General features: G+C 71.7%; 15 protein-coding genes. 6 read left to right on the top strand and 9 right to left on the bottom strand.

Annotated features, from left to right (window positions below; genetic code table 11):
* Window positions 1–114: 114 nt before the first annotated feature.
* Window positions 115–2,556, top strand: a complete 2,442-nt coding sequence (gene glgB / locus ACWCXX_RS18360) for a 1,4-alpha-glucan branching enzyme (protein WP_451128368.1) — start codon at window positions 115–117, stop codon at window positions 2,554–2,556.
* A gap of 86 nt (window positions 2,557–2,642) precedes the next feature.
* On the opposite strand, the gene trxA is transcribed toward glgB, so the two are convergent.
* The 3 genes from trxA to ACWCXX_RS18345 form a co-directional block, all read right to left on the bottom strand.
* Complete coding sequence (trxA, locus tag ACWCXX_RS18355) at window positions 2,643–2,987, bottom strand: thioredoxin (RefSeq protein WP_451128366.1); 345 nt, start codon at window positions 2,985–2,987, stop codon at window positions 2,643–2,645.
* A 3-nt stretch (window positions 2,988–2,990) separates the two neighbouring features.
* On the bottom strand, window positions 2,991–3,395 hold the full coding sequence (locus ACWCXX_RS18350; protein ID WP_451128364.1) for a MerR family transcriptional regulator: 405 nt from the start codon (window positions 3,393–3,395) through the stop codon (window positions 2,991–2,993).
* 99 nt (window positions 3,396–3,494) lie between these two features.
* On the bottom strand, window positions 3,495–4,853 hold the full coding sequence (locus tag ACWCXX_RS18345; RefSeq protein WP_451128362.1) for a cation:dicarboxylate symporter family transporter: 1,359 nt from the start codon (window positions 4,851–4,853) through the stop codon (window positions 3,495–3,497).
* 168 nt (window positions 4,854–5,021) lie between these two features.
* Here ACWCXX_RS18345 and ACWCXX_RS18340 point away from each other — a divergent pair, with 168 nt between their 5' ends.
* Together ACWCXX_RS18340 and ACWCXX_RS18335 are read left to right on the top strand one after the other, a co-directional pair.
* On the top strand, window positions 5,022–6,731 hold the full coding sequence (locus ACWCXX_RS18340; protein WP_451128360.1) for a sensor histidine kinase: 1,710 nt from the start codon (window positions 5,022–5,024) through the stop codon (window positions 6,729–6,731).
* Window positions 6,728–7,402, top strand: a complete 675-nt coding sequence (locus ACWCXX_RS18335) for a response regulator (protein ID WP_451128358.1) — start codon at window positions 6,728–6,730, stop codon at window positions 7,400–7,402. The genes ACWCXX_RS18340 and ACWCXX_RS18335 overlap by 4 nt, the downstream gene beginning before the upstream one ends.
* A gap of 75 nt (window positions 7,403–7,477) precedes the next feature.
* On the opposite strand, the gene ACWCXX_RS18330 is transcribed toward ACWCXX_RS18335, so the two are convergent.
* Entirely contained in the window at window positions 7,478–8,509 is a 1,032-nt protein-coding gene (locus tag ACWCXX_RS18330) for a helix-turn-helix domain-containing protein (protein WP_451128356.1), read from the bottom strand.
* A 240-nt stretch (window positions 8,510–8,749) separates the two neighbouring features.
* The gene (locus tag ACWCXX_RS18325; protein ID WP_451128354.1) at window positions 8,750–9,775 is read right to left on the bottom strand and encodes an ATP-dependent 6-phosphofructokinase; all 1,026 of its coding nucleotides are present in this window, start codon (window positions 9,773–9,775) and stop codon (window positions 8,750–8,752) included.
* A 307-nt stretch (window positions 9,776–10,082) separates the two neighbouring features.
* Here ACWCXX_RS18325 and pta point away from each other — a divergent pair, with 307 nt between their 5' ends.
* The 3 genes from pta (at window position 10,083) to pyk (ending at window position 14,972) form a co-directional block, all read left to right on the top strand.
* Complete coding sequence (gene pta / locus ACWCXX_RS18320; RefSeq protein WP_451128352.1) at window positions 10,083–12,209, top strand: phosphate acetyltransferase; 2,127 nt, start codon at window positions 10,083–10,085, stop codon at window positions 12,207–12,209.
* Window positions 12,210–12,213: 4 nt separating this feature from the next.
* Complete coding sequence (locus ACWCXX_RS18315) at window positions 12,214–13,467, top strand: acetate kinase (RefSeq protein ID WP_451128350.1); 1,254 nt, start codon at window positions 12,214–12,216, stop codon at window positions 13,465–13,467.
* Window positions 13,468–13,541: 74 nt separating this feature from the next.
* Window positions 13,542–14,972, top strand: coding sequence for a pyruvate kinase (gene pyk / locus ACWCXX_RS18310; RefSeq protein WP_451128348.1), 1,431 nt, complete (start codon window positions 13,542–13,544; stop codon window positions 14,970–14,972).
* A gap of 87 nt (window positions 14,973–15,059) precedes the next feature.
* Here pyk and ACWCXX_RS18305 read toward each other — a convergent pair whose 3' ends face one another.
* The 4 genes from ACWCXX_RS18305 to ACWCXX_RS18290 all read right to left on the bottom strand — a co-directional run bounded on the left by ACWCXX_RS18305 (window position 15,060) and on the right by ACWCXX_RS18290 (window position 19,173).
* Window positions 15,060–16,310: a hypothetical protein gene (locus ACWCXX_RS18305; RefSeq protein ID WP_451128346.1), complete on the bottom strand. Its 1,251-nt coding sequence runs from the start codon at window positions 16,308–16,310 to the stop codon at window positions 15,060–15,062.
* A complete protein-coding gene (locus ACWCXX_RS18300; protein WP_451128344.1) occupies window positions 16,300–16,860 on the bottom strand; it encodes a DUF6114 domain-containing protein in 561 nt (186 codons plus the stop codon). Before ACWCXX_RS18300 ends, ACWCXX_RS18305 begins: the two co-directional genes overlap by 11 nt.
* Window positions 16,861–16,956: 96 nt before the next feature.
* Entirely contained in the window at window positions 16,957–17,598 is a 642-nt protein-coding gene (locus tag ACWCXX_RS18295; protein ID WP_451128342.1) for a DUF6230 family protein, read from the bottom strand.
* A 600-nt stretch (window positions 17,599–18,198) separates the two neighbouring features.
* The gene (locus tag ACWCXX_RS18290; protein ID WP_451128340.1) at window positions 18,199–19,173 is read right to left on the bottom strand and encodes a tetratricopeptide repeat protein; all 975 of its coding nucleotides are present in this window, start codon (window positions 19,171–19,173) and stop codon (window positions 18,199–18,201) included.
* Window positions 19,174–19,183 lie beyond the last annotated feature (10 nt).

The following is a 19,183-nucleotide window of genomic DNA, read 5'->3' as shown; positions in this document are numbered from 1 at the left end:
CCGGCCCGGACACCACTGGCCCGGCCACGGCCGCCGCACCCGCTCCGGTCCGCCGCCTCCCCTCCCCCTTCCTTCCGTTCCGCCCCGACAACACCCTCCGAGGAGGCCGTCCCCGTGACCGCCCGCAAGCCGTCCCACAAGACGCCCGCCCCCACCGACGCCTCCCCGCCCTCCCCGCTGCCACCGGCCGGGACGGCACCCCCCAGGGCCCCGGCCGGGACGGCACCCCCCAAGCCCCCGAAGTCCCACGCGTCGTCGGAATCGGCCGCCGCCCGGCCCCGGCCGAAGAAGCCGGCCGCCGGGCACGCCGGTGCCGAGCCGCCGCACCCCCGCCAGGAGCCCGGCACCCACGGCGTACGGCCGACGCTCCCCCTCGACCCCGGCGACCGGGCCCGGCTGCTCGCCGGTGAGCACCACGCCCCGCACGACCTGCTCGGCGCCCATCCGGTCCGGGGCGGGGTGCTCTTCCGGGCGCTGCGTCCGTACGCGCGCTCCGTGACGGTGCTCGGCAAGGGACTGCGGGCGCGGCTGCACGACGACGGCGACGGGCTCTTCTCCGGGCTGCTGCCGATGCCCGCGCTGCCCGACTACCGGCTCCTGGTCGCCTACGAGGACACCGAGACCGAGACGCACGACCCGTACCGCTTCCTGCCCGCGCTCGGGGAACTCGATCTGCACCTGATCGGCGAGGGGCGGCACGAGGAGCTGTGGACCGCCCTGGGCGCCCGGCCCATGGAGCACCAGGGGGTGGCGGGCACCCGGTTCACCGTCTGGGCGCCCGACGCCCGCGGCGTACGGGTCACCGGGGACTTCAACCACTGGGACGGCACCGGTTTCCCGATGCGTTCGCTCGGTTCCTCCGGGGTGTGGGAGCTGTTCCTGCCCGGGATCGGCGAGGGCACGCTCTACAAGTTCGACATCTGCCGCCCCGACGGTTCGCACACGGTGCGCGCCGACCCCATGGCCCGGCGCACCGAGGTACCGCCGTCCACCGCGTCGATCGTGACGGCCCGGCACCACGTGTGGCAGGACGGGGAGTGGATGGCGCACCGCGGGGACGTGCCGGTGCACGAGGCGCCGTTCTCCGTGTACGAGGTCCATCTGCCGTCCTGGCGACCTGGACTGACGTATCGTCAACTCGCTGCCCAGCTGCCCTCGTACGTGAAGGAGCTGGGGTTCACGCATGTGGAGCTGATGCCGGTCGCCGAGCACCCCTTCGGCGGTTCCTGGGGCTATCAGGTCACCGGTTTCTACGCCCCGACCTCCCGCCTGGGCTCCCCCGACGACTTCCGTTTCCTGGTCGACTCGCTGCACCGGGCCGGCATCGGCGTCCTCATGGACTGGGTGCCCGCGCACTTCCCTCGCGACGACTGGGCGCTGGCGGAGTTCGACGGCCGCCCGCTGTACGAGCACCCGGACCCCGCGCGCGCGGCGCACCCCGACTGGGGCACGCTGGAGTTCGACTACGGGCGCAAGGAGGTGCGCAACTTCCTTGTCTCCAACGCGACTTACTGGTGCGAGGAGTTCCATGTCGACGGGCTGCGGGTGGATGCGGTCGCCTCGATGCTCTACCTCGACTACTCGCGCGAGGGCGGGCAGTGGGCGCCGAACGAGCACGGCGGCCGGGAGAACCTGGACGCGGTGGCCTTCCTCCAGGAGATGAACGCCACCGTCTACCGGCGCAACCCCGGTGTCGTCACCATCGCCGAGGAGTCCACCGCCTGGGACGGCGTCACCCGCGCCACCCACCACGTCGGACCGGGCGGCTTCGGGGGGCTGGGCTTCGGGCTGAAGTGGAACATGGGCTGGATGCACGACTCGCTGCAGTACGTGTCGAAGGAGCCGGTGCACCGCAAGTACCACCACAACGAGATGACCTTCTCGATGGTGTACGCGTACAGCGAGAACTACGTGCTGCCGATCTCGCACGACGAGGTGGTGCACGGCAAGCAGTCGCTGGTCTCCAAGATGCCGGGCGACTGGTGGCAGCGGCGCGCCAACCACCGGGCCTACCTCGGCTTCATGTGGGCCCATCCGGGCAAGCAACTCCTCTTCATGGGGCAGGAGTTCGCCCAGGGCGCGGAGTGGTCGGAGGGGCACGGCCCGGACTGGTGGCTGCTCGACCCCTCGTACGCGGCGGAGGCCGACCACCGGGGCGTGCGCACCCTGGTGGGCGATCTGAACGCGGTGTACGCCGCCACTCCGGCGCTGTGGCAGCGCGACACGGTGCCGGAGGGTTTCGACTGGGTGGACGGCGGGGCGGCCGAGGACAACGTCTTCGCGTTCCTGCGCTTCGACGCGCAGGGCTCGCCGCTGCTCGCCGTCAGCAACTTCTCCCCGGTGGTGCGGCACGACTACCGCCTCGGGGTCCCGGCGGTGCCCGGTGACCGGGTGGTGTGGGCGGAGGTCCTCAACACGGACGCCGCCCGGTACGGCGGCGGCGACGTGTGCCACCCCGGCCCGCTGGAGCCGGAACCGGTGGCCGCCCACGGCAGGCCCGGCAGCCTGTTGCTGACGCTGCCGCCGCTGGCGACGGTCTGGTTCCGGCCGGTGTGAGTACGTACGGGGCGCCTCGGGAAGCGGCCCGGTGTTCGGGGCGCGCGGCCCGGAAACGGTCGCGCGCCCCGGTGCTCTCCCGGTCCTCACCCGGTTTCGAGCACGTCCTCCAGCTCCTGGAGCAGCTTGCGCCTGGGGCGGGCGCCCACCATCGACCTCACGGGTTCACCGGCGCGGAAGACCATGAGGGTCGGCATCGACAGCACCGCGTACCGGCTCGTGGTCCCCGGGTTGCGGTCGACGTCGATCTGGACGATCTTGAGGCGCCCGGCCTCCTCCGCGGCGACGGCGGCGAGCACGGGGGCGAGCCGGCGGCACGGACCGCACCAGTCGGCGGTGAACTCGACCAGGACGGGGAGACCCGCCCGGAGCACCTCCTCGTCGAAGGTGGCGTCGGTGACCTCGGCGACGCCCTCTGCCGTGTGGATCATCTGTCATCCTCCCATTTCGCAACGTGGTTCCGGGCCGCCGGGCAGCTCCGCAGCGGCCTCCAGTTCGGCCCTGGCGAGCTGCGCGCCCACCTGGGCGCGGACCGTCCGGAGCTGCTCGATGAGCGCGTCGAGCTGGTCGAGCTTGCGCCGGTAGACGGCGAGCGAGGCGGGGCAGGCGTCACCGGCCGGGTGGCCGGCGCGCAGGCACTCGACGAACGGCCGGGTCTCCTCCAGCTCGAACCCGGATTCCTGGAGGGTCCGGATCTGCCGGACCAGGCGCAGGTCGTCCTCGTCGTACGCGCGGTAGCCGTTGTCGGTCCGCCGGGCGGGCAGCAGGCCGCGGGACTCGTAGTAGCGCAGGGTCCGCGTGGTCGTTCCGGCCCGTTCGGCCAGTTCCCCGATTCGCATGTCCTCGACCGTAGACCTTGACGCGGACGTCAAGGCAAGCGCGAGAGGCCGCCGCGGACGTGCCCGCGGCGGCCCCTCGCCGATGTGTTCCGTACGCGCCTACGCCTTCGTCAGGGCGGGCTTCTCGTCGCCGTCGCGCGGCTCCGGGACGTCCACGCCCTCGCCGTCCTGGTTGAGCATCTGCTCGTTCCAGGGGAGCGCGCCGGACAGGACCTGCTCGACCCGCTCCTTGTCGATCTCCTTGGTCCAGGTGCCGACCAGGACGGTGGCCACGGCGTTGCCCGCGAAGTTCGTCAGGGCACGGGCCTCGCTCATGAAGCGGTCGATGCCGACGATCAGGCCGACGCCGTCGACCAGGCCGGGGCGGTGCGACTGGAGGCCGCCCGCGAGGGTGGCGAGGCCCGCGCCGGTGACCCCGGCCGCGCCCTTGGAGGCGACGATCATGAAGAGCAGCAGGGAGATCTGCTCACCGGCGCTCAGCGGGTCGCCCATCGCGTTGGCGATGAAGAGCGAGGACATCGTGAGGTAGATCGCGGTGCCGTCGAGGTTGAAGGAGTAGCCGGTCGGCACGGTGATGCCGACGACCGGCCGGCTGACGCCCAGGTGCTCCATCTTCGCGATGAGCCGCGGCAGGGCGGACTCCGAGGAGGAGGTGGAGAGGATCAGCAGGAACTCTCGGCCCAGGTACTTCAGCAGGGAGATCAGGTTGACCCCGGCGACCAGGCGCAGGATCGTGCCGAGCACCACGAAGACGAAGATCGCGCAGGTGATGTAGAAGCCGACCATGATGATCGCGAGCGACTTCAGCGCGTCGATGCCGGTCTCGCCGACCACCGCGGCCATCGCGCCGAACGCGCCGACCGGGGCCGCCCACATGATCATGGCGAGAATCCGGAAGACGAGGCGCTGGATGTGGCCGATGCCGCGCAGGACCGGTTCGCCCGCCGCGCCCATGGCCTGGAGTGCGAAGCCTGCCAGCAGGGCGACCAGCAGAGTCTGGAGCACCTGGCCCTCGGTGAAGGCGGAGACGATGGTGGTGGGGATGATGCCGAGCAGGAAGTCCACGGTGGACTCGCTGGCGCCCGCCGCCTGCTTCTCCCCGGCGGCCCGCGCCGCCTCGGTGATGTGGAGGCCCTGGCCGGGTTCCAGGAAGTTGCCGACGAGCAGGCCGATGGCGAGCGCGACGGTCGACATCACCAGGAAGTAGCCGAGGGCGAGGCCGCCGACCGCGCCGACCTTGGCGGCCTTGCGCACCGAGCCGACGCCCAGCACGATCGTGCAGAAGATGATGGGCGAGATCATCATCTTGATCAGGTTCACGAAGCCGGTGCCGATCGGCTTGAGCTCGACGGCGACGTCCGGGGCGACGAAGCCCACGAGGATGCCGAGCCCGACCGCCGCGATCACGGCGAGATACAGATAGTGCGTGCGGTCCCGCCTGGCGGCTGCCACTCCCACGGGGGTTCTCCTCGGTCGTCCGGGTCACTCCCCCGTCCCTGGGGGCGCAAGGGCCTGCCCGGCGCGTCCGGCCGGAAAAAACCCTTGGCGAATATCTCGCTCCCTGTGACACCGGTCACCGTTGCGTGCATTTCGTTCACATGTTTCCGGCCAGGCACACTGGTGGCCATGCGTCTGCCCCGTACCCGCCCCCGCAGCCTGGCCGGCCAGCTCTTCGCCATGCAGGTGGTGCTGGTGGCCGCCGTGGTGGCGGGGTGCGCGTTCTTCGCCTACGTCTCCGGCAGCGCGCAGGCGGAGGAGACCGCGACCCGGCAGGTGCGGGCGGCCGCGCTGGCGATCGCCGGTTCGCCGTCCGTACGGGAGGCGATCCGCACCCCCGACCCGTCGGCCGTGCTCCAGCCGTACGCGGAGCGGGTCCGCAAGGACACCGGGATCGCCTTCGTCACGATCATGTCCCCGGACCGGGTCCGCTGGACGCATCCGGACACCGACCGGATCGGGGAGGAGTTCCTCGGGCACACCGCGCGGGCGTTGCGCGGCGAGACGTTCTCGGAGACGTACACCGGCACGCTCGGCCCCTCGATCCGGGTCGTCACCCCGGTCCGCGACGGCGGCCGGATCGTCGGCCTGGTCAGCGCGGGCATCACCGTCGACCGGGTCTCCTCGCAGGTACGGGACCAGCTCGGGGCGCTGGGGCTGGCGGCGGGCGGGGCGCTGGCCCTCGGCGGCATCGGCACCTATGTGATCAACGCCCGGCTGCGGCGGCACACGCACGGCATGAACGCCGCCGAGCTGAGCCGGCTGCACGACTACCACCAGGCCACGCTGCACGCGGTGCGCGAGGGGCTGCTGATGCTCGACGGGCGGCGCAGGATCGCGCTCATCAACGACGCGGGCCGGGAGCTGCTCGGTCTGGAGCCGGACGCGGTCGGCCGCCGGGTCGACGAGCTGGAGCTGCCGGCCCCGTTGACCGGGGCGCTGCTCGCCTCCGAGGAACGGGTCGACGAACTGCATCTGACGGCGGACCGGGTGATCGTGGTCAACACCCGCCCGGTGGTGGGCGGCGAGCAGCGCGGCACCGTCGTGACACTGCGCGACCACACGGAACTCCAGGCGCTCTCGGGCGAGTTGGACTCGGAGCGGGGCTTCACCCAGGCGTTGCGCTCGCAGGCGCACGAGGCGGCGAACCGGCTGCACACCGTCGTCTCGCTGATCGAACTGGGCCGGGCCGAGGAGGCGGTGGGGTTCGCCACCGCCGAGCTGGAGCTGGCCCAGGCGCTCACCGACCGGGTGGTGGGGGCGGTCGCCGAACCGGTGCTGGCCGCCCTCCTGCTCGGCAAGGCGGCGCAGGCCAACGAGCGGGGCGTGGAGCTGGTGCTCGCGGAGGACAGCCTGATCGACGACGGCTCCCTGCCCCCGACCCTGGCCCACCGGGACCTGGTGACGATCCTCGGCAATCTGATCGACAACGCGGTGGACGCGGCGTCGGAGGCGGCGGCCGGTGTGCCGGGAACCGTGCCCGGCCGACGGGAAGCGGTGGCTGGGCGGGCGCCCGGCCGGGCCCGGGTCACCGTCACCGCGCTCGCCGGGGAGGACGGGGTGCTGCTGCGGGTCGCCGACACCGGGGCCGGGATCGATCCGGACGCCGCCGGGGAGGTGTTCGCCCGCGGCTGGTCGACGCACGGCGCGGGCCGGGGCATCGGGCTCGCCCTCGTCCGGCAGGCGGTGCACCGCAACGGCGGCTCGGTGACGCTGGACCGCGGCGCGGAGGGCGGCGCGGAGTTCACGGTGCGGCTGCCCCCGGCCGCCGTGCCCGCACCGGCACCGGCGCCCGGGGCCGCGCCCACGCCCGTCACCGGGAAGGAGGCCGTCGCATGATCCAGGTGCTGGTGGTCGAGGACGATCCCGTCGCGGCCGACGCCCATCGGCTGTACGTGGGCCGGGTGCCGGGGTTCGAGGTGGCGGCCGTCGCGCATTCGCGGGCGGCGGCGGTGCGGGCGCTGGAGCGCACCCCGGTCGATCTGCTGCTCCTGGACCTGTACCTGCCCGACGGCCACGGCCTGCAACTGCTGCGTTCGCTGCGCGCGGCCGGGCACTCGGCCGACGTCATAGCGGTGACCTCGGCGCGCGACCTGGCCGTCGTCCGGGAAGGGGTGTCGCTCGGCGTCGTCCAGTACGTGCTGAAGCCGTTCACCTTCGCCACCCTGCGCGACCGGCTCGTGCGCTACGCCGAGTTCCGCACGGCGGCCGGGGAGGCGAGCGGCCAGGACGAGGTGGACCGGGCGCTCGGTGTCCTGCGCGCACCGCAGCCGGCCCGGCTGCCGAAGGGGCTGAGCGGTCCGACGCTGGAGGCCGTCACCCGCGCCCTGCGGTCCGCACCGGACGGGGTGACGGCGGCGGCTGCCGGGGAGTCGCTGGGGATCTCGCGGATCACCGCGCGCCGCTATCTGGAGCACCTGGTGACGGTGGGGCGGGCGGTGCGCAGTCCCCAGTACGGCCAGATCGGGCGTCCGGAGCTGCACTACCGCTGGGTGCCCGAGAACCGCTGACCGAGGAGCCGCCGGGCTCATGACGGTCTCGGGCCGCCACCGCTCCCGCGCCCGGCCCGCCACGGGGGCCCGGTCTCAGCCACCGGCCGTCCTCGTGGCCACCGGGTCGAAGGAGAACAGGCTCTTCCTCTCCCCCGCGCAGTCCGTCTGCACCATTTCGGCGCCGCGCTCCTCGCCGTACTTCTCGGCCCCGACGCACAGGCCGGTGTGGACGGGGCGGATCCGGTAGCCCTCGACGGGGCTGCCCACGGACTCGATCCGGAACTTCTCCGCGTCGTCGCGGTCGCCGCACTCCTGGTCCTGCAGCGAGGCCCCGGTCTCCCGGTCCCCGTTCCAGACTCCGGTGCACCCCGGGCCGTAGTCCGGGTGGTCGGTCGCGATCCGCCAGAGGCCGTCGCCCAGCGGTTCGAGGGAGAAGCCCGGGATCGTCTCCTCCTCGCACGGCACCTGGTACAGCCGTCCGCTCGTGCCGCCCCGCTTCTCGGAGAGGCAGTACCCGGAGTGCACGGACCGTATCTGCACCGTCCGCCCGGCCGCGGGCCCGGTCGCCGGGCGGGATTCCGGCCGGTCGTCGTCCCGTCCGAGAAGGACGACGGCCGTCGCGACGGCGGCGAGCACGACCACCGAGGCGACCGCCGCCAGGACCGGCCGGGACCTCCGGCGGCGGACGGGGCCCGGGTCGGCGGGCGGTGCGGCGGCCGCCGGTGCGGCCGTCTCCCCACGGTCACCGGTCGCGCCCCCGGCCGCTCCGTCCGCCCCGTCCGTCTCCCCACGGGCACCGGTCGCGCTCCCGGCCGCTCCCGCCGTCCCGCTCCGCTGCCCGCGCACGGCGAGTTCCTTGCGCACCGCGAGCCAGTCCCCGACCTCCGCGGGCCCGCATCCGCAGGCCCGTACGAACGCGGCGAGGAGCTCCTCGCGCGGGACCGAGGTGCGTCCGAGCATGTTGGCGATCGTGGACCTCGGCAGGACGTCCCCGACCGCGTCCGCCCGTTGGCTCAGTTCGCGGAACGTCAGCCCCGACGCATCCTTGAGCACCCGCAGGAGGGCGACGAACTCGGCCGTACTGCGCGCATCTTGAGGATCCGGGGCTCCGCCCTCGACCGTCATGCCTCTGTCCCTCTCCCCTGGACTCCGTGTCCGGACAGGGCTGGGACATGTCCGGGACAGGGACAAGCCTTGTTGATCCTGGCCCCGGGCTCAAGAGTTGATTCCGGCACCGCGGCTGTCCGGCACCGGTGTTTCCGCACGGCCGCACGGCCGGGGGAACGGCGAGGGGCCCCGACCGTCCACGGGGGACAGTCGGGGCCGCCGGGTCGCGGGGCGCGGCGGTGCCGCCGCGCGGGCGGGTCAGAAGACCGATTCCGCCTCGTCCATCCGGTCCGCGGGAACCGTCTTGAGCTGGGTGATGGCGTCGGCGAGCGGAACCATCCTGATGTCGTTGCCGCGCAGCGCCGTCATCCGCCCGAAGTCGCCCCGGTGGGCGGCTTCCACCGCGTGCCAGCCGAAGCGGGTGGCGAGCACCCGGTCGTACGCGGTCGGCGTGCCGCCGCGCTGGACATGGCCGAGAATGACCGGTCGGGCCTCCTTGCCGAGCCGGGTCTCCAGCTCGATGGCCAGCCGGTTGCCGATGCCCTGGAAGCGCTCGTGGCCGTACTGGTCGATCTCCCCCTTGGCGTACGGCATGGAGCCCTCGGCCGGGTGCGCGCCCTCGGCGACGCAGATGACCGCGAACTTCTTGCCGCGCGCGAAGCGCTCCTCGACCATCTTCACCAGGTCGTCGACCTCGAAGCGGCGCTCGGGGAGGCAGATGCCGTGCGCGCCGCCGGCCATGCCGGACTCCAGCGCGATCCAGCCCGCGTGGCGGCCCATCACCTCGACGACCATGACCCGCTGGTGCGACTCGGCGGTGGTCTTGAGACGGTCTATGGCCTCGGTCGCGACGCCCACGGCGGTGTCGAAGCCGAAGGTGCGGTCGGTGGCGGAGATGTCGTTGTCGATGGTCTTGGGGACGCCGACCACGGGCATCCCGGCGTCCGACAGCATCCGGGCGGCGGTGAGGGTGCCCTCGCCGCCGATCGGGATGAGGGCGTCCATGCCGTAACGGCGGCTCAGCTCGGCGCAGTTCTCCGCGGCCTCCCGCAGCCGGTCGCGCTCCAGCCGGGCCGAGCCGAGGATGGTGCCGCCGCGGGCGAGGATGCCGCTGACAGCGTTGAGGTCGAGGGAGCGGAAGTGGCCGTCGAGGAGCCCCTTGAACCCGTCCTCGAAGCCGATGACTTCATCGCCGTGACCCACCACGGCGCGGTGGACGACCGACCGGATCACTGCGTTCAGGCCTGGGCAGTCGCCGCCTGCGGTGAGAACTCCGATGCGCATCGTGCTGTGTCTCCTGCTCGTCAGTGCCGGGCGTCCTGGGTCACTCGCCGACGTTCCCCGTACCGTGGGCCACGGCAATTGTCCCACGCCTGGTACGGACCTGGTGCTCCCGGCGGCTCCGGGGTACCCGCGCGGGTGTTCCGCCGGGCGCCCCGGCGCACCGGGGACGGGGCCGGGGAAGGGGGCCCGGGAAGGCTTTGCGGGCCCCGGCCCGGGGCCGTTCGCCCGGCGGGCGGCGCCTCGACCCCCACGGGTATCGTCAACATGTCAATACCATCCCAAACCGCAATCGGACGGGAGAGCACGCGTGACGCGCAGCGTGTACGTGACCGGGATCGACCGGGGAGACGGCCGTCAGGTCGTCGATCTGGGAGTCATGGAACTCCTGACGCGTCAGGTGGACCGGGTCGGGGTGTTCCGGCCCCTCGTCCACGACGGGCCCGATCGGCTGTTCGAACTGCTGCGGGCCCGCTACCGGCTCTCCCAGGACCCCGGATCGGCCTACGGTCTGGACTACCACGAGGCGTCCGCGCTCCAGGCGGAGCAGGGCACGGACGAGCTGGTCTCCCGGCTCGTCGAAAGGTTTCACCAGGTCGCCCGGAAGTACGAGGTCGTGCTGGTGCTCGGCACCGACTTCGCCGCCACCCAGCTCCCCGACGAGCTGGCGCTCAACGCGCGCCTGGCCAACGAGTTCGGCGCCTCGGTGATCGCGGTGGTCGGCGGCAAGGGCCAGGACGCCCGGTCCGTGCGGGCCGAGGCCCGCAACGCCCACCGCGCCTACGCCGGTCTGGGCTGCGACGTCATCGCGATGATCGTGAACCGGGTGGCGGCCGAGGACCGGGACGCCATCGCGGAGCGGCTGGCGGCCCGGCTGCCCGTCCCCTGCTCGGTGCTGCCGGACGATCCGGCGCTCTCCGCGCCGACCGTCGCCCAGATCACCTCGGCGCTCGGCGGCACGGTGCTGCTCGGCGACGACTCCGGTCTGGCCAGGGACGCGCTGGACTTCGTCTTCGGCGGCGCGATGCTGCCGAACATGCTGAACGCGCTGACGCCGGGCTGTCTGGTGGTAACCCCCGGGGACCGGGCGGACCTGGTGGTCGGCTCGCTGGCCGCGCACAGCGCCGGGACACCGCCCATAGCCGGCGTGCTGCTGACCCTGGACGAGCGGCCCGGCGAGGAGATACTCAAGCTGGCCGCACGACTCGCACCGGGCACCCCGGTCGTGTCGGTGGCCGACGGCTCCTTCCCCACCGCGGCCCGGCTCTTCGCCCTGGAGGGCAAGCTGAACGCGGCGACGCCCCGCAAGGCGGAGACCGCGCTGGGCCTCTTCGAACGTCATGTGGACACCGGCGCCCTGCTGGAGCGGATCTCGGTGGCCCGCAGCGACCGCGTCACCCCGATGATGTTCGAGCACGAGCTGCTGGAACAGGCCCGCGCCGACCGGCGCCGGGTGGTCCTGCCGGAGGGCACCGAGGAACGGGTGCTGCGCGCCGCCGACGTGCTGATGCGCCGCGACGTCTGCGACCTCACCCTGCTCGGCGATCCGGACCTCATCCGCAAGAAGGCGGCCGACCTCGGCATCGACCTCGCCGACACCCGGCTCGTCGACCCGCAGACCTCCGAGCTGCGCCAGGTGTTCGCCGAGCGGTACGCGCAGCTGCGGGCGCACCGCGGGGTCACGGTGGAGCTGGCGTACGACGTCGTCTCGGACGTCAACTACTTCGGCACCCTGATGGTCCAGGAGGGCCTGGCGGACGGCATGGTCTCCGGTGCCGTGCACTCCACCGCCGCGACGATCCGCCCGGCGTTCGAGATCATCAAGACCAGGGCGGCCGAGCGGAGTTCGTCGGGCAGGGTGGTGGCGGGCGACGGGAGGGCCGGGGCCGAGGCCTCGATCGTCTCCTCCGTCTTCTTCATGTGCCTGGCCGACAAGGTGCTGGTGTACGGCGACTGCGCGGTCAATCCGGACCCGGACGCGGAGCAGCTCGCGGACATCGCGGTGCAGTCGGCGGCCACCGCGGCCCGGTTCGGCGTGGAGCCGCGGATCGCGATGCTGTCGTACTCGACGGGCACCTCGGGTTCGGGCGCCGACGTCGACAAGGTGCGCGAGGCGACCGAGCGGGTCCGGGCGCGCCGGCCGGATCTGAGGATCGAGGGCCCGATCCAGTACGACGCGGCGGTGGACCCGAGCGTCGCCGCGACGAAGCTGCCGGGTTCCGAGGTGGCGGGGCAGGCGACGGTGCTGGTCTTCCCGGACCTGAACACCGGCAACAACACCTACAAGGCCGTGCAGCGCTCGGCGGGTGCGGTGGCCGTCGGGCCGGTCCTCCAGGGGCTGCGCAAGCCCGTCAACGACCTGTCCCGCGGCGCGCTCGTCCAGGACATCGTCAACACCGTGGCCATTACGGCGATCCAGGCGCAGGGCGAGGAGTGAACGGATGACCACCCCGACCACAGAGGGTTCCTCCGGCACGGCGGGCGCGTACCGCGTGCTGGTCCTCAACTCCGGCTCCTCGTCGGTGAAGTACCAGCTGCTGGACATGGCCGACCGCTCCCGTCTCGCGGTGGGGCTGGTCGAACGGATCGGTGAGGAGACCTCCCGTCTGGTGCACACCCCGCTGCTCGGCAAGGGCGCCGAGCGGCGCGAGCGCGTCGGCCCGATCGCCGACCACGAGGCGGCGCTGAAGGCGGCGGCCGAGGAGCTGGCGGCCGACGGACTGGGCCTGGACTCCCCGGAGCTGGCGGCGATCGGCCACCGGGTGGTGCACGGCGGGCTGCGGTTCACCGAGCCCGTGGTGATCGACGACGAGGTGCTGGAGGAGATCGAGCGCCTGGTGCCGGTGGCCCCGCTGCACAATCCGGCGAACCTCACCGGCATCCGTACCGCGCGGGCCCTGCGGCCGGACCTCCCGCAGGTGGCGGTCTTCGACACGGCCTTCCACACGACGATGCCGGAGTACGCGGCGCGGTACGCGATCGACACGGAGACCGCCGACGCGCACCGCATCCGGCGCTACGGCTTCCACGGCACCTCGCACGCGTACGTCTCCCGCAGGGCGGCCGAGCTGCTGGGGCGCGCCCCCGAGGAGGTCAACGTCATCGTGCTGCACCTGGGCAACGGCGCCTCGGCGTCGGCGGTGGCCGGGGGCCGGTGCGTGGAGACCTCGATGGGGCTGACCCCGCTGGAGGGGCTGGTGATGGGGACCCGTTCCGGGGACATCGATCCCGCCGTCACCTTCCACCTCAAGCGGGTCGCGGGCATGTCGGCGGACGAGATCGACGTCCTGCTCAACAAGAAGAGCGGTCTGGTCGGGCTCTGCGGCGACAACGACATGCGGGAGATCCGGCGCCGGATCGACGAGGGCGACGAGCGGGCGGCGCTGGCGTTCGACATCTACGTGCACCGGCTGAAGAAGTACATCGGCGCCTATTCGGCGGTCCTCGGCCGGGTGGACGCGGTGGTGTTCACGGCGGGGGTCGGGGAGAACTCGGCGCCGGTGCGGCAGGCTGCCATCGCCGGTCTGGAGGAGCTCGGCCTGGTGGTGGACGCGGAGCTGAACGACGTGCGGTCCGGCGAGCCCCGGCTGATCTCGCCCGACTACGCGCGGGTCGCGGTCGCCGTGGTGCCGACGGACGAGGAGCTGGAGATCGCCGACCAGACCTTCGCGCTCGTCGGAGGGGTCCACAACTGAGCACCCCCGCGCCCCTTTGTACCTTCCGCCAGACGGAATATTCCGTAGCGAAACAAACCGATAGGATCCGCCTCATGCGCCGTTCCAAAATCGTCTGCACACTCGGTCCCGCCGTCGACTCCCACGAGCAGCTCGTCGCTCTGATCGAAGCCGGCATGAACGTGGCCCGCTTCAACTTCAGTCACGGCACCCACGAGGAGCACCAGGGCCGCTACGAGCGGGTCCGCAGGGCCGCCGCCGAGACCGGCCGGGCGATCGGCGTGCTCGCCGACCTCCAGGGTCCGAAGATCCGCCTGGCGAAGTTCGCCGAGGGTCCCGTCGAGCTGGTCCGCGGGGACGAGTTCACCATCACCGCGGAGGACGTCCCCGGCGACAAGTCGATCTGCGGCACGACCTACAAGGGACTGCCCGGCGACGTCGCCAAGGGCGACCCGATCCTGATCAACGACGGCAACGTCGAGCTGAAGGTCGTCGCGGTCGAGGGCCCCCGGGTGAGGACGATCGTCATCGAGGGCGGTGTCGTCTCCGACCACAAGGGCATCAACCTGCCCGGCGCGGCGGTCAACGTCCCGGCCCTGTCCGAGAAGGACGTCGAGGACCTGCGGTTCGCACTGCGGATGGGGTGCGACCTGGTGGCGCTCTCCTTCGTGCGGGACGCCGACGACATCAAGGACGTCCACAGGGTGATGGACGAGGTGGGCCGCCGGGTCCCCGTCATCGCCAAGGTGGAGAAGCCGCAGGCGGTCGAGCACATGCAGGAGGTCGTCATGGCCTTCGACGGTGTGATGGTGGCCCGCGGCGACCTGGCCGTCGAATACCCCCTGGAGAAGGTCCCGATGGTGCAGAAGCGCCTGGTGGAGCTCTGCCGGCGGAACGCCAAGCCGGTGATCGTGGCGACCCAGATGATGGAGTCGATGATCACCAACTCGCGGCCGACCCGCGCCGAGGCGTCCGACGTCGCCAACGCGATCCTGGACGGCGCGGACGCGGTCATGCTGTCGGCCGAGTCCAGCGTGGGCGCGTACCCGGTCGAGACGGTCAAGACGATGTCGAAGATCGTCGGCGCCGCCGAGGAGGAGCTGCTCGCCAAGGGCCTGCAGCCGCTGGTGCCGGGCAAGAAGCCGCGCACCCAGGGCGGTTCGGTGGCCCGCGCGGCCTGCGAGATCGCGGACTTCCTGAACGGCAAGGCGCTGGTCGCCTTCACCAAGTCCGGGGACACGGCCCGCCGGCTCTGCCGCTACCGCGCGGAGCAGCCCATCCTGGCCTTCACCACGGACGAGTCCACCCGCAACCAGCTCTCGCTGAGCTGGGGCGTCGAGGCCCACGTGGTGCCGCACGTGGACAACACGGACGCGATGGTCGACCTGGTCGACGGCGAGCTGTTGAAGCTGGGCCGTTACAACGAGGGCGACACCATGGTCATCACGGCCGGCTCGCCCCCCGGCATTCCCGGCACGACGAACATGGTCCGGGTGCACCACGTCGGTGGCCGCGCACGCAACTGACCCGTTCCTTCCCCCGTACGGCGCGACCGTGGGCCGCACTCCCCCCGAGGAATGCGGCCCACAGCCCTGTGCGGCTCCCAGCAGGCCCTAGCCGTTGCCGCCGGTGAAGTAGTTGTGCAGCCCGGGGACCTTGAGCGAGCCGCCGAACTGGCCGGCCTGGGTCACCTTGACCTTGGTGAAGAAGGCGAAGGGCACGTTCAGCGGAGGCGGTGTCTCCGGGCTGAACGTCACCGGGATGAGGCCGAAGAGGTTGCCCTTCAGCTCCTCCGTGTACATCGTCACCGTGCCGTTGCGGATGGTGGACTTGGAGCCCTTCCGCGCCTCGACGTGGGCCGTCGTGCCGTTCGGGCCGACGGTCTTCTGGTGGAGGTTGTCGATGTCGATGGAGCTCGCGGTGAACTTCAGCGCCTTCTTGACGGTGCCGCCGTACGTCTTCACCTCGACGATGCCCTTGTAGTCGAGCCCGTTGAGGGTGAGCATCGAGCTCTCCAGGATCCACGGGTCGTCCGGGAGCAGCGGGATGCCCGTCTCCAGGTCGGCCGCGGCCAGCGCCTCGGGGTCGGCGGTCGGGCACGGGAAGCGCTCCTTGGCGCCGTCCGGGATGTCCTCGTCCTTCTTGGCGTCGAGCCCCTTGACGCTCTCGTCGAGCTCCTCGACCGACTTGCCCGCCCTGCCCGCGGCTTCGCGGATGGCGTCGGCGGTCTTGTCGGCCGTCTCGTCCACCGTCTTCTTCGCGGTGTCGGTGGCCTTCTCGACGGGCTTCTCGGCGGTCTCCGACGGCTTCGGGGACGCGGTGCTCGCGGTCGGGGACGGGCTTGCCGTCTCCGGCTTGTCCGGTCCGTCGAAGAGGTCCTTGAGCGCGTCGCCGAGGCCCAGCGGGTCGAGCGGGTTCTTCGTCTTCGTCGGAGTGGGCGAGGTGCTCGGCGCGGGGGGTGCCGCGGCCTTCGTCTCCGGCTTCGCCGCCTCGTCCGCGGACGGGGTCACCGAGGGCTTCGGAGTCGTCGCGTCGTCCTTCTCGTCACCGGAGTCGGTGGCGGACGGGGACGGCGACCGGGTCTGGGAAGCGGACGGCGAGGGCTCCTCGCTCGGCTCGTCGGAGCGGGTCACGCAGGGGCCGGGAGCGAACGGGATGTCCGAACTGTCGTCGGCCATCGCGAGCTTGGGGGTGAGGCCCATGCCCACGAAGACGGCCGTCGGCATCGCGGCGAGCGCGAACGCCTTGCCCGCGGGTATGTGCAGCTTCGTCAGCAACGACTTCCTGGGGGCCGCGTGGCGCGGTCCGCTCCTCGGTCGGGGGTCCTCCCCGGTCGAGTTCAGCTGCGTCTCGTCACCCCGCACGATGCCTCCCGTCGTCGGCCTCGACTGTCGTGTCGTACTGCTCCGGCTGCTGGGACACCGCCGCCGTGGTGTGGAACTCGGGCTCCCGCGACTCCGGACCGGTCCCGGCCGACTCCAAAAGCGCCGCGTCGACGGGCTCGGGGTCGGGCTTCGGCTCGCCCGGGGCCCAGGAGACGGAGAGCGCTCCGCCGAGCATGGCGAACAGGAAACCGATGAGGAATCCGCCGATGTTGGCGACCGGGATGGAGATCAGCGCCAGCAGGATCGCGGCGACCCCGGCGAAGACCCGCACGATGTGGTGGAACCACATGGTGAGGCCCAGCGTGATCAGCAGGACCCCGATGATCAGCGACCCCGCGCCGGCGGTGGTGGACATCGCCAGCGTGATGTTGCCGAGGTGCATGTTGGCGTACGGGAAGTACGCGATGGGTAGACCACCCACCATGGTGAACAGGCCCGCCCAGAACGGCCGGTTACCCCGCCAGGTGCGGAATCCGCGCCAGAAGACGCGGAGGTAGTGCTCGTTCTGCCCTGTGGACTCGGGGCTCATGGAAAACAGCTCCCTGGAACCGGTACTGCTTGAGAAGAGAAGAGGTCGGGTGGCCGGAGACCCCCGAGGGAGTGCTCCGGCCACCCGGGCGGGTGCTTAGTAGCACTCCTTGACGCCACTGTGCAGGCGCAGGCTCAGGTTGCTGAGCTTGAAGGTGCCCGCGGTGGTCGCCCATGCCGTCTGCTTCACGTTGGTCAGCGTCGCCTTCTTGGCGCGCTGCGCGAAGCCGTTCGGGTTCACCTTCTTCTCGGTGCCCTCCTGGATGCCGGGGGCGCCGACATCACCGGCGGCGACGCCGATGTCGATGTTCTCGAAGTACGCGTCGGCGTCGAGCTCGGCGACATCCAGGTACAGGTTGGTCGCCTTGACCGGCTTCTTCGGGTCCGTACCCGCGTTCAGCTGCAGCGTGACGTTGCCGAGGCCGAACGGCAGGTTCGGAGTCACCACCGACTGGCACATGTTGGTGATCGTGGCCTTGCTGAAGCCGGACACGGCCACCGCGTGGGCCGCGTCGCCGCCCTTGAGGTCCTTGCCGGTGGCGACGCTGCCGTACTGGATGAAGTCCTCACCGACGAGCTTGTCGGTGCGCACCTTGAAGCTCTGGCCGGACACGCTGAACGACGCCGCGAGGGCGCCCTGGGCGAGACCGACACCCACCGCCGCGGTCGCGACGACGCTCGGCACCATGACCAGAGCGAAACGCTTCCATCTGGTGCCGCCACGAACCTGGGAACTCATATTTTTCCTCCTTCTCGGACGTACATCTCCGGTCCGGGCCTCGGCCCGTCCTGGGATGGGAGAAGTGCTACGTCCTCGGGAAGGAGAGCGCCTGCGTACGGAGGCACGAACCGCACCCGAATCACCGGCGATCACCCCCGAGCGACAACCACTGGTCGCGCATGGGCGCGACCCGTATCGGACAGGCCCTGCCGGACGACAGGAACCCCCCTGTCCGGAGCCGGCCACACTGCCGCCGACCCACTCGGTGGGGACCCAACGGGGCCGCCGCACCGACTGGCGGTCGGGCTGACGTTATTGGACCGAGCCTGGCCGATCGTGGTGCATTCCCGCCCGTGGCACAAGGGGGTTCGTTACTCGCTAGTAACGGCCTGATAACCAACGCTCGACCGACTGATACCAAGCAGCCACACAGGGTGGCGCCGAATCGGAGGACGAAGAGGTGGATCAGCACCCCAAATGGGGCAGATCCCGGAGTTCGACTTACTACGAGTAACAGGCTCTACCTTTATCAAGATTTGGTAAAGCGGAGGTGTCTCTTATCGTCCGATCGCGAAAACGGCCGCGGCAACCGCCAGGCGCCGCGGCCGTGTTGTCACATCAGAACAAGACCCGCGCCAGCGCCGTACGCGCGGCCACGACCCGCGGGTCGTCCGGACCGATCACCTCGAACAGCTCCAGCAGCCGCACCCGCGCGGCGTCCCGGTCGTCGCCGAAGGTGCGGCGCACCGTCTCGACGAGCCGGCCGAAGGCGTCCTCGACATGACCGCCCACCAGATCCAGGTCGGCCGCGGCGAGCTGCGCGGCGACGTCGGCCGGGCCCTCGGCCGCGTCCTTGCGGACCTGCTGCGCGTCCATGTCCTTGACCCTGGCGAGGAGTTCGGCCTGGGCCAGGCCGAGCTTGGCCTCCGTGTTGGCCGGGTCGTCGGACAGGATGTTGCGGTACGCCTGGACGGCGCCGGCGAAGTCGTTGGCGTCCAGGGCGTGCGCGGCTGCTTCGAGCAGGGCGTCGTACGGTCCGGCGGGCGCCTCGGCCGGGGCCCGGTCGGCACCTTCGGGGGCGTCCTGGTCGACCACGATCCCGGTGAGTCCGAACCGCTCCTCGCCGACCTGGATCAGCTGGTCCAGCGTCTGCCGGATCTGGGCCTCGGGGGCCGCGCCCTGGAAGAGCGGGAGGGCCTGCCCGGCGACGACGGCGAAGACCGCCGGGATGCCCTGGATGCCGAACTGCTGCATCAGCATCTGGTTGGCGTCGACATCGATCTTGGCCAGCACGAAGCGGCCGTTGTACTCACGGGCCAGGCGCTCCAGGAGCGGGCCCAGCTGCTTGCACGGCTCGCACCATTCGGCCCAGAAGTCGATGACGACCGGGACTTCGGCGGAACGCTGCAGGACATCGCTCTCGAAGCCCGCCTCGTCGACGTCGATCACCAGGGCGGACGGGGGCACGGCACCGCCACCGCCCTGCCGGGCGGACTCGGCACGGGCCTGTTCCGCTTTCGCCTTGGCCTCACCGGCCGCCTTCACCGCGGCGAGGTCGACGACGCCGCTCATGGACATGTTCCTAGGCTGCATACGTACATCC

Source organism: Streptomyces sp. NPDC001732 (genome assembly GCF_053596315.1).
The sequence above is the reverse complement of the archived record's forward strand: the minus strand, read 5'-3'. Positions and strand labels throughout refer to the sequence as shown.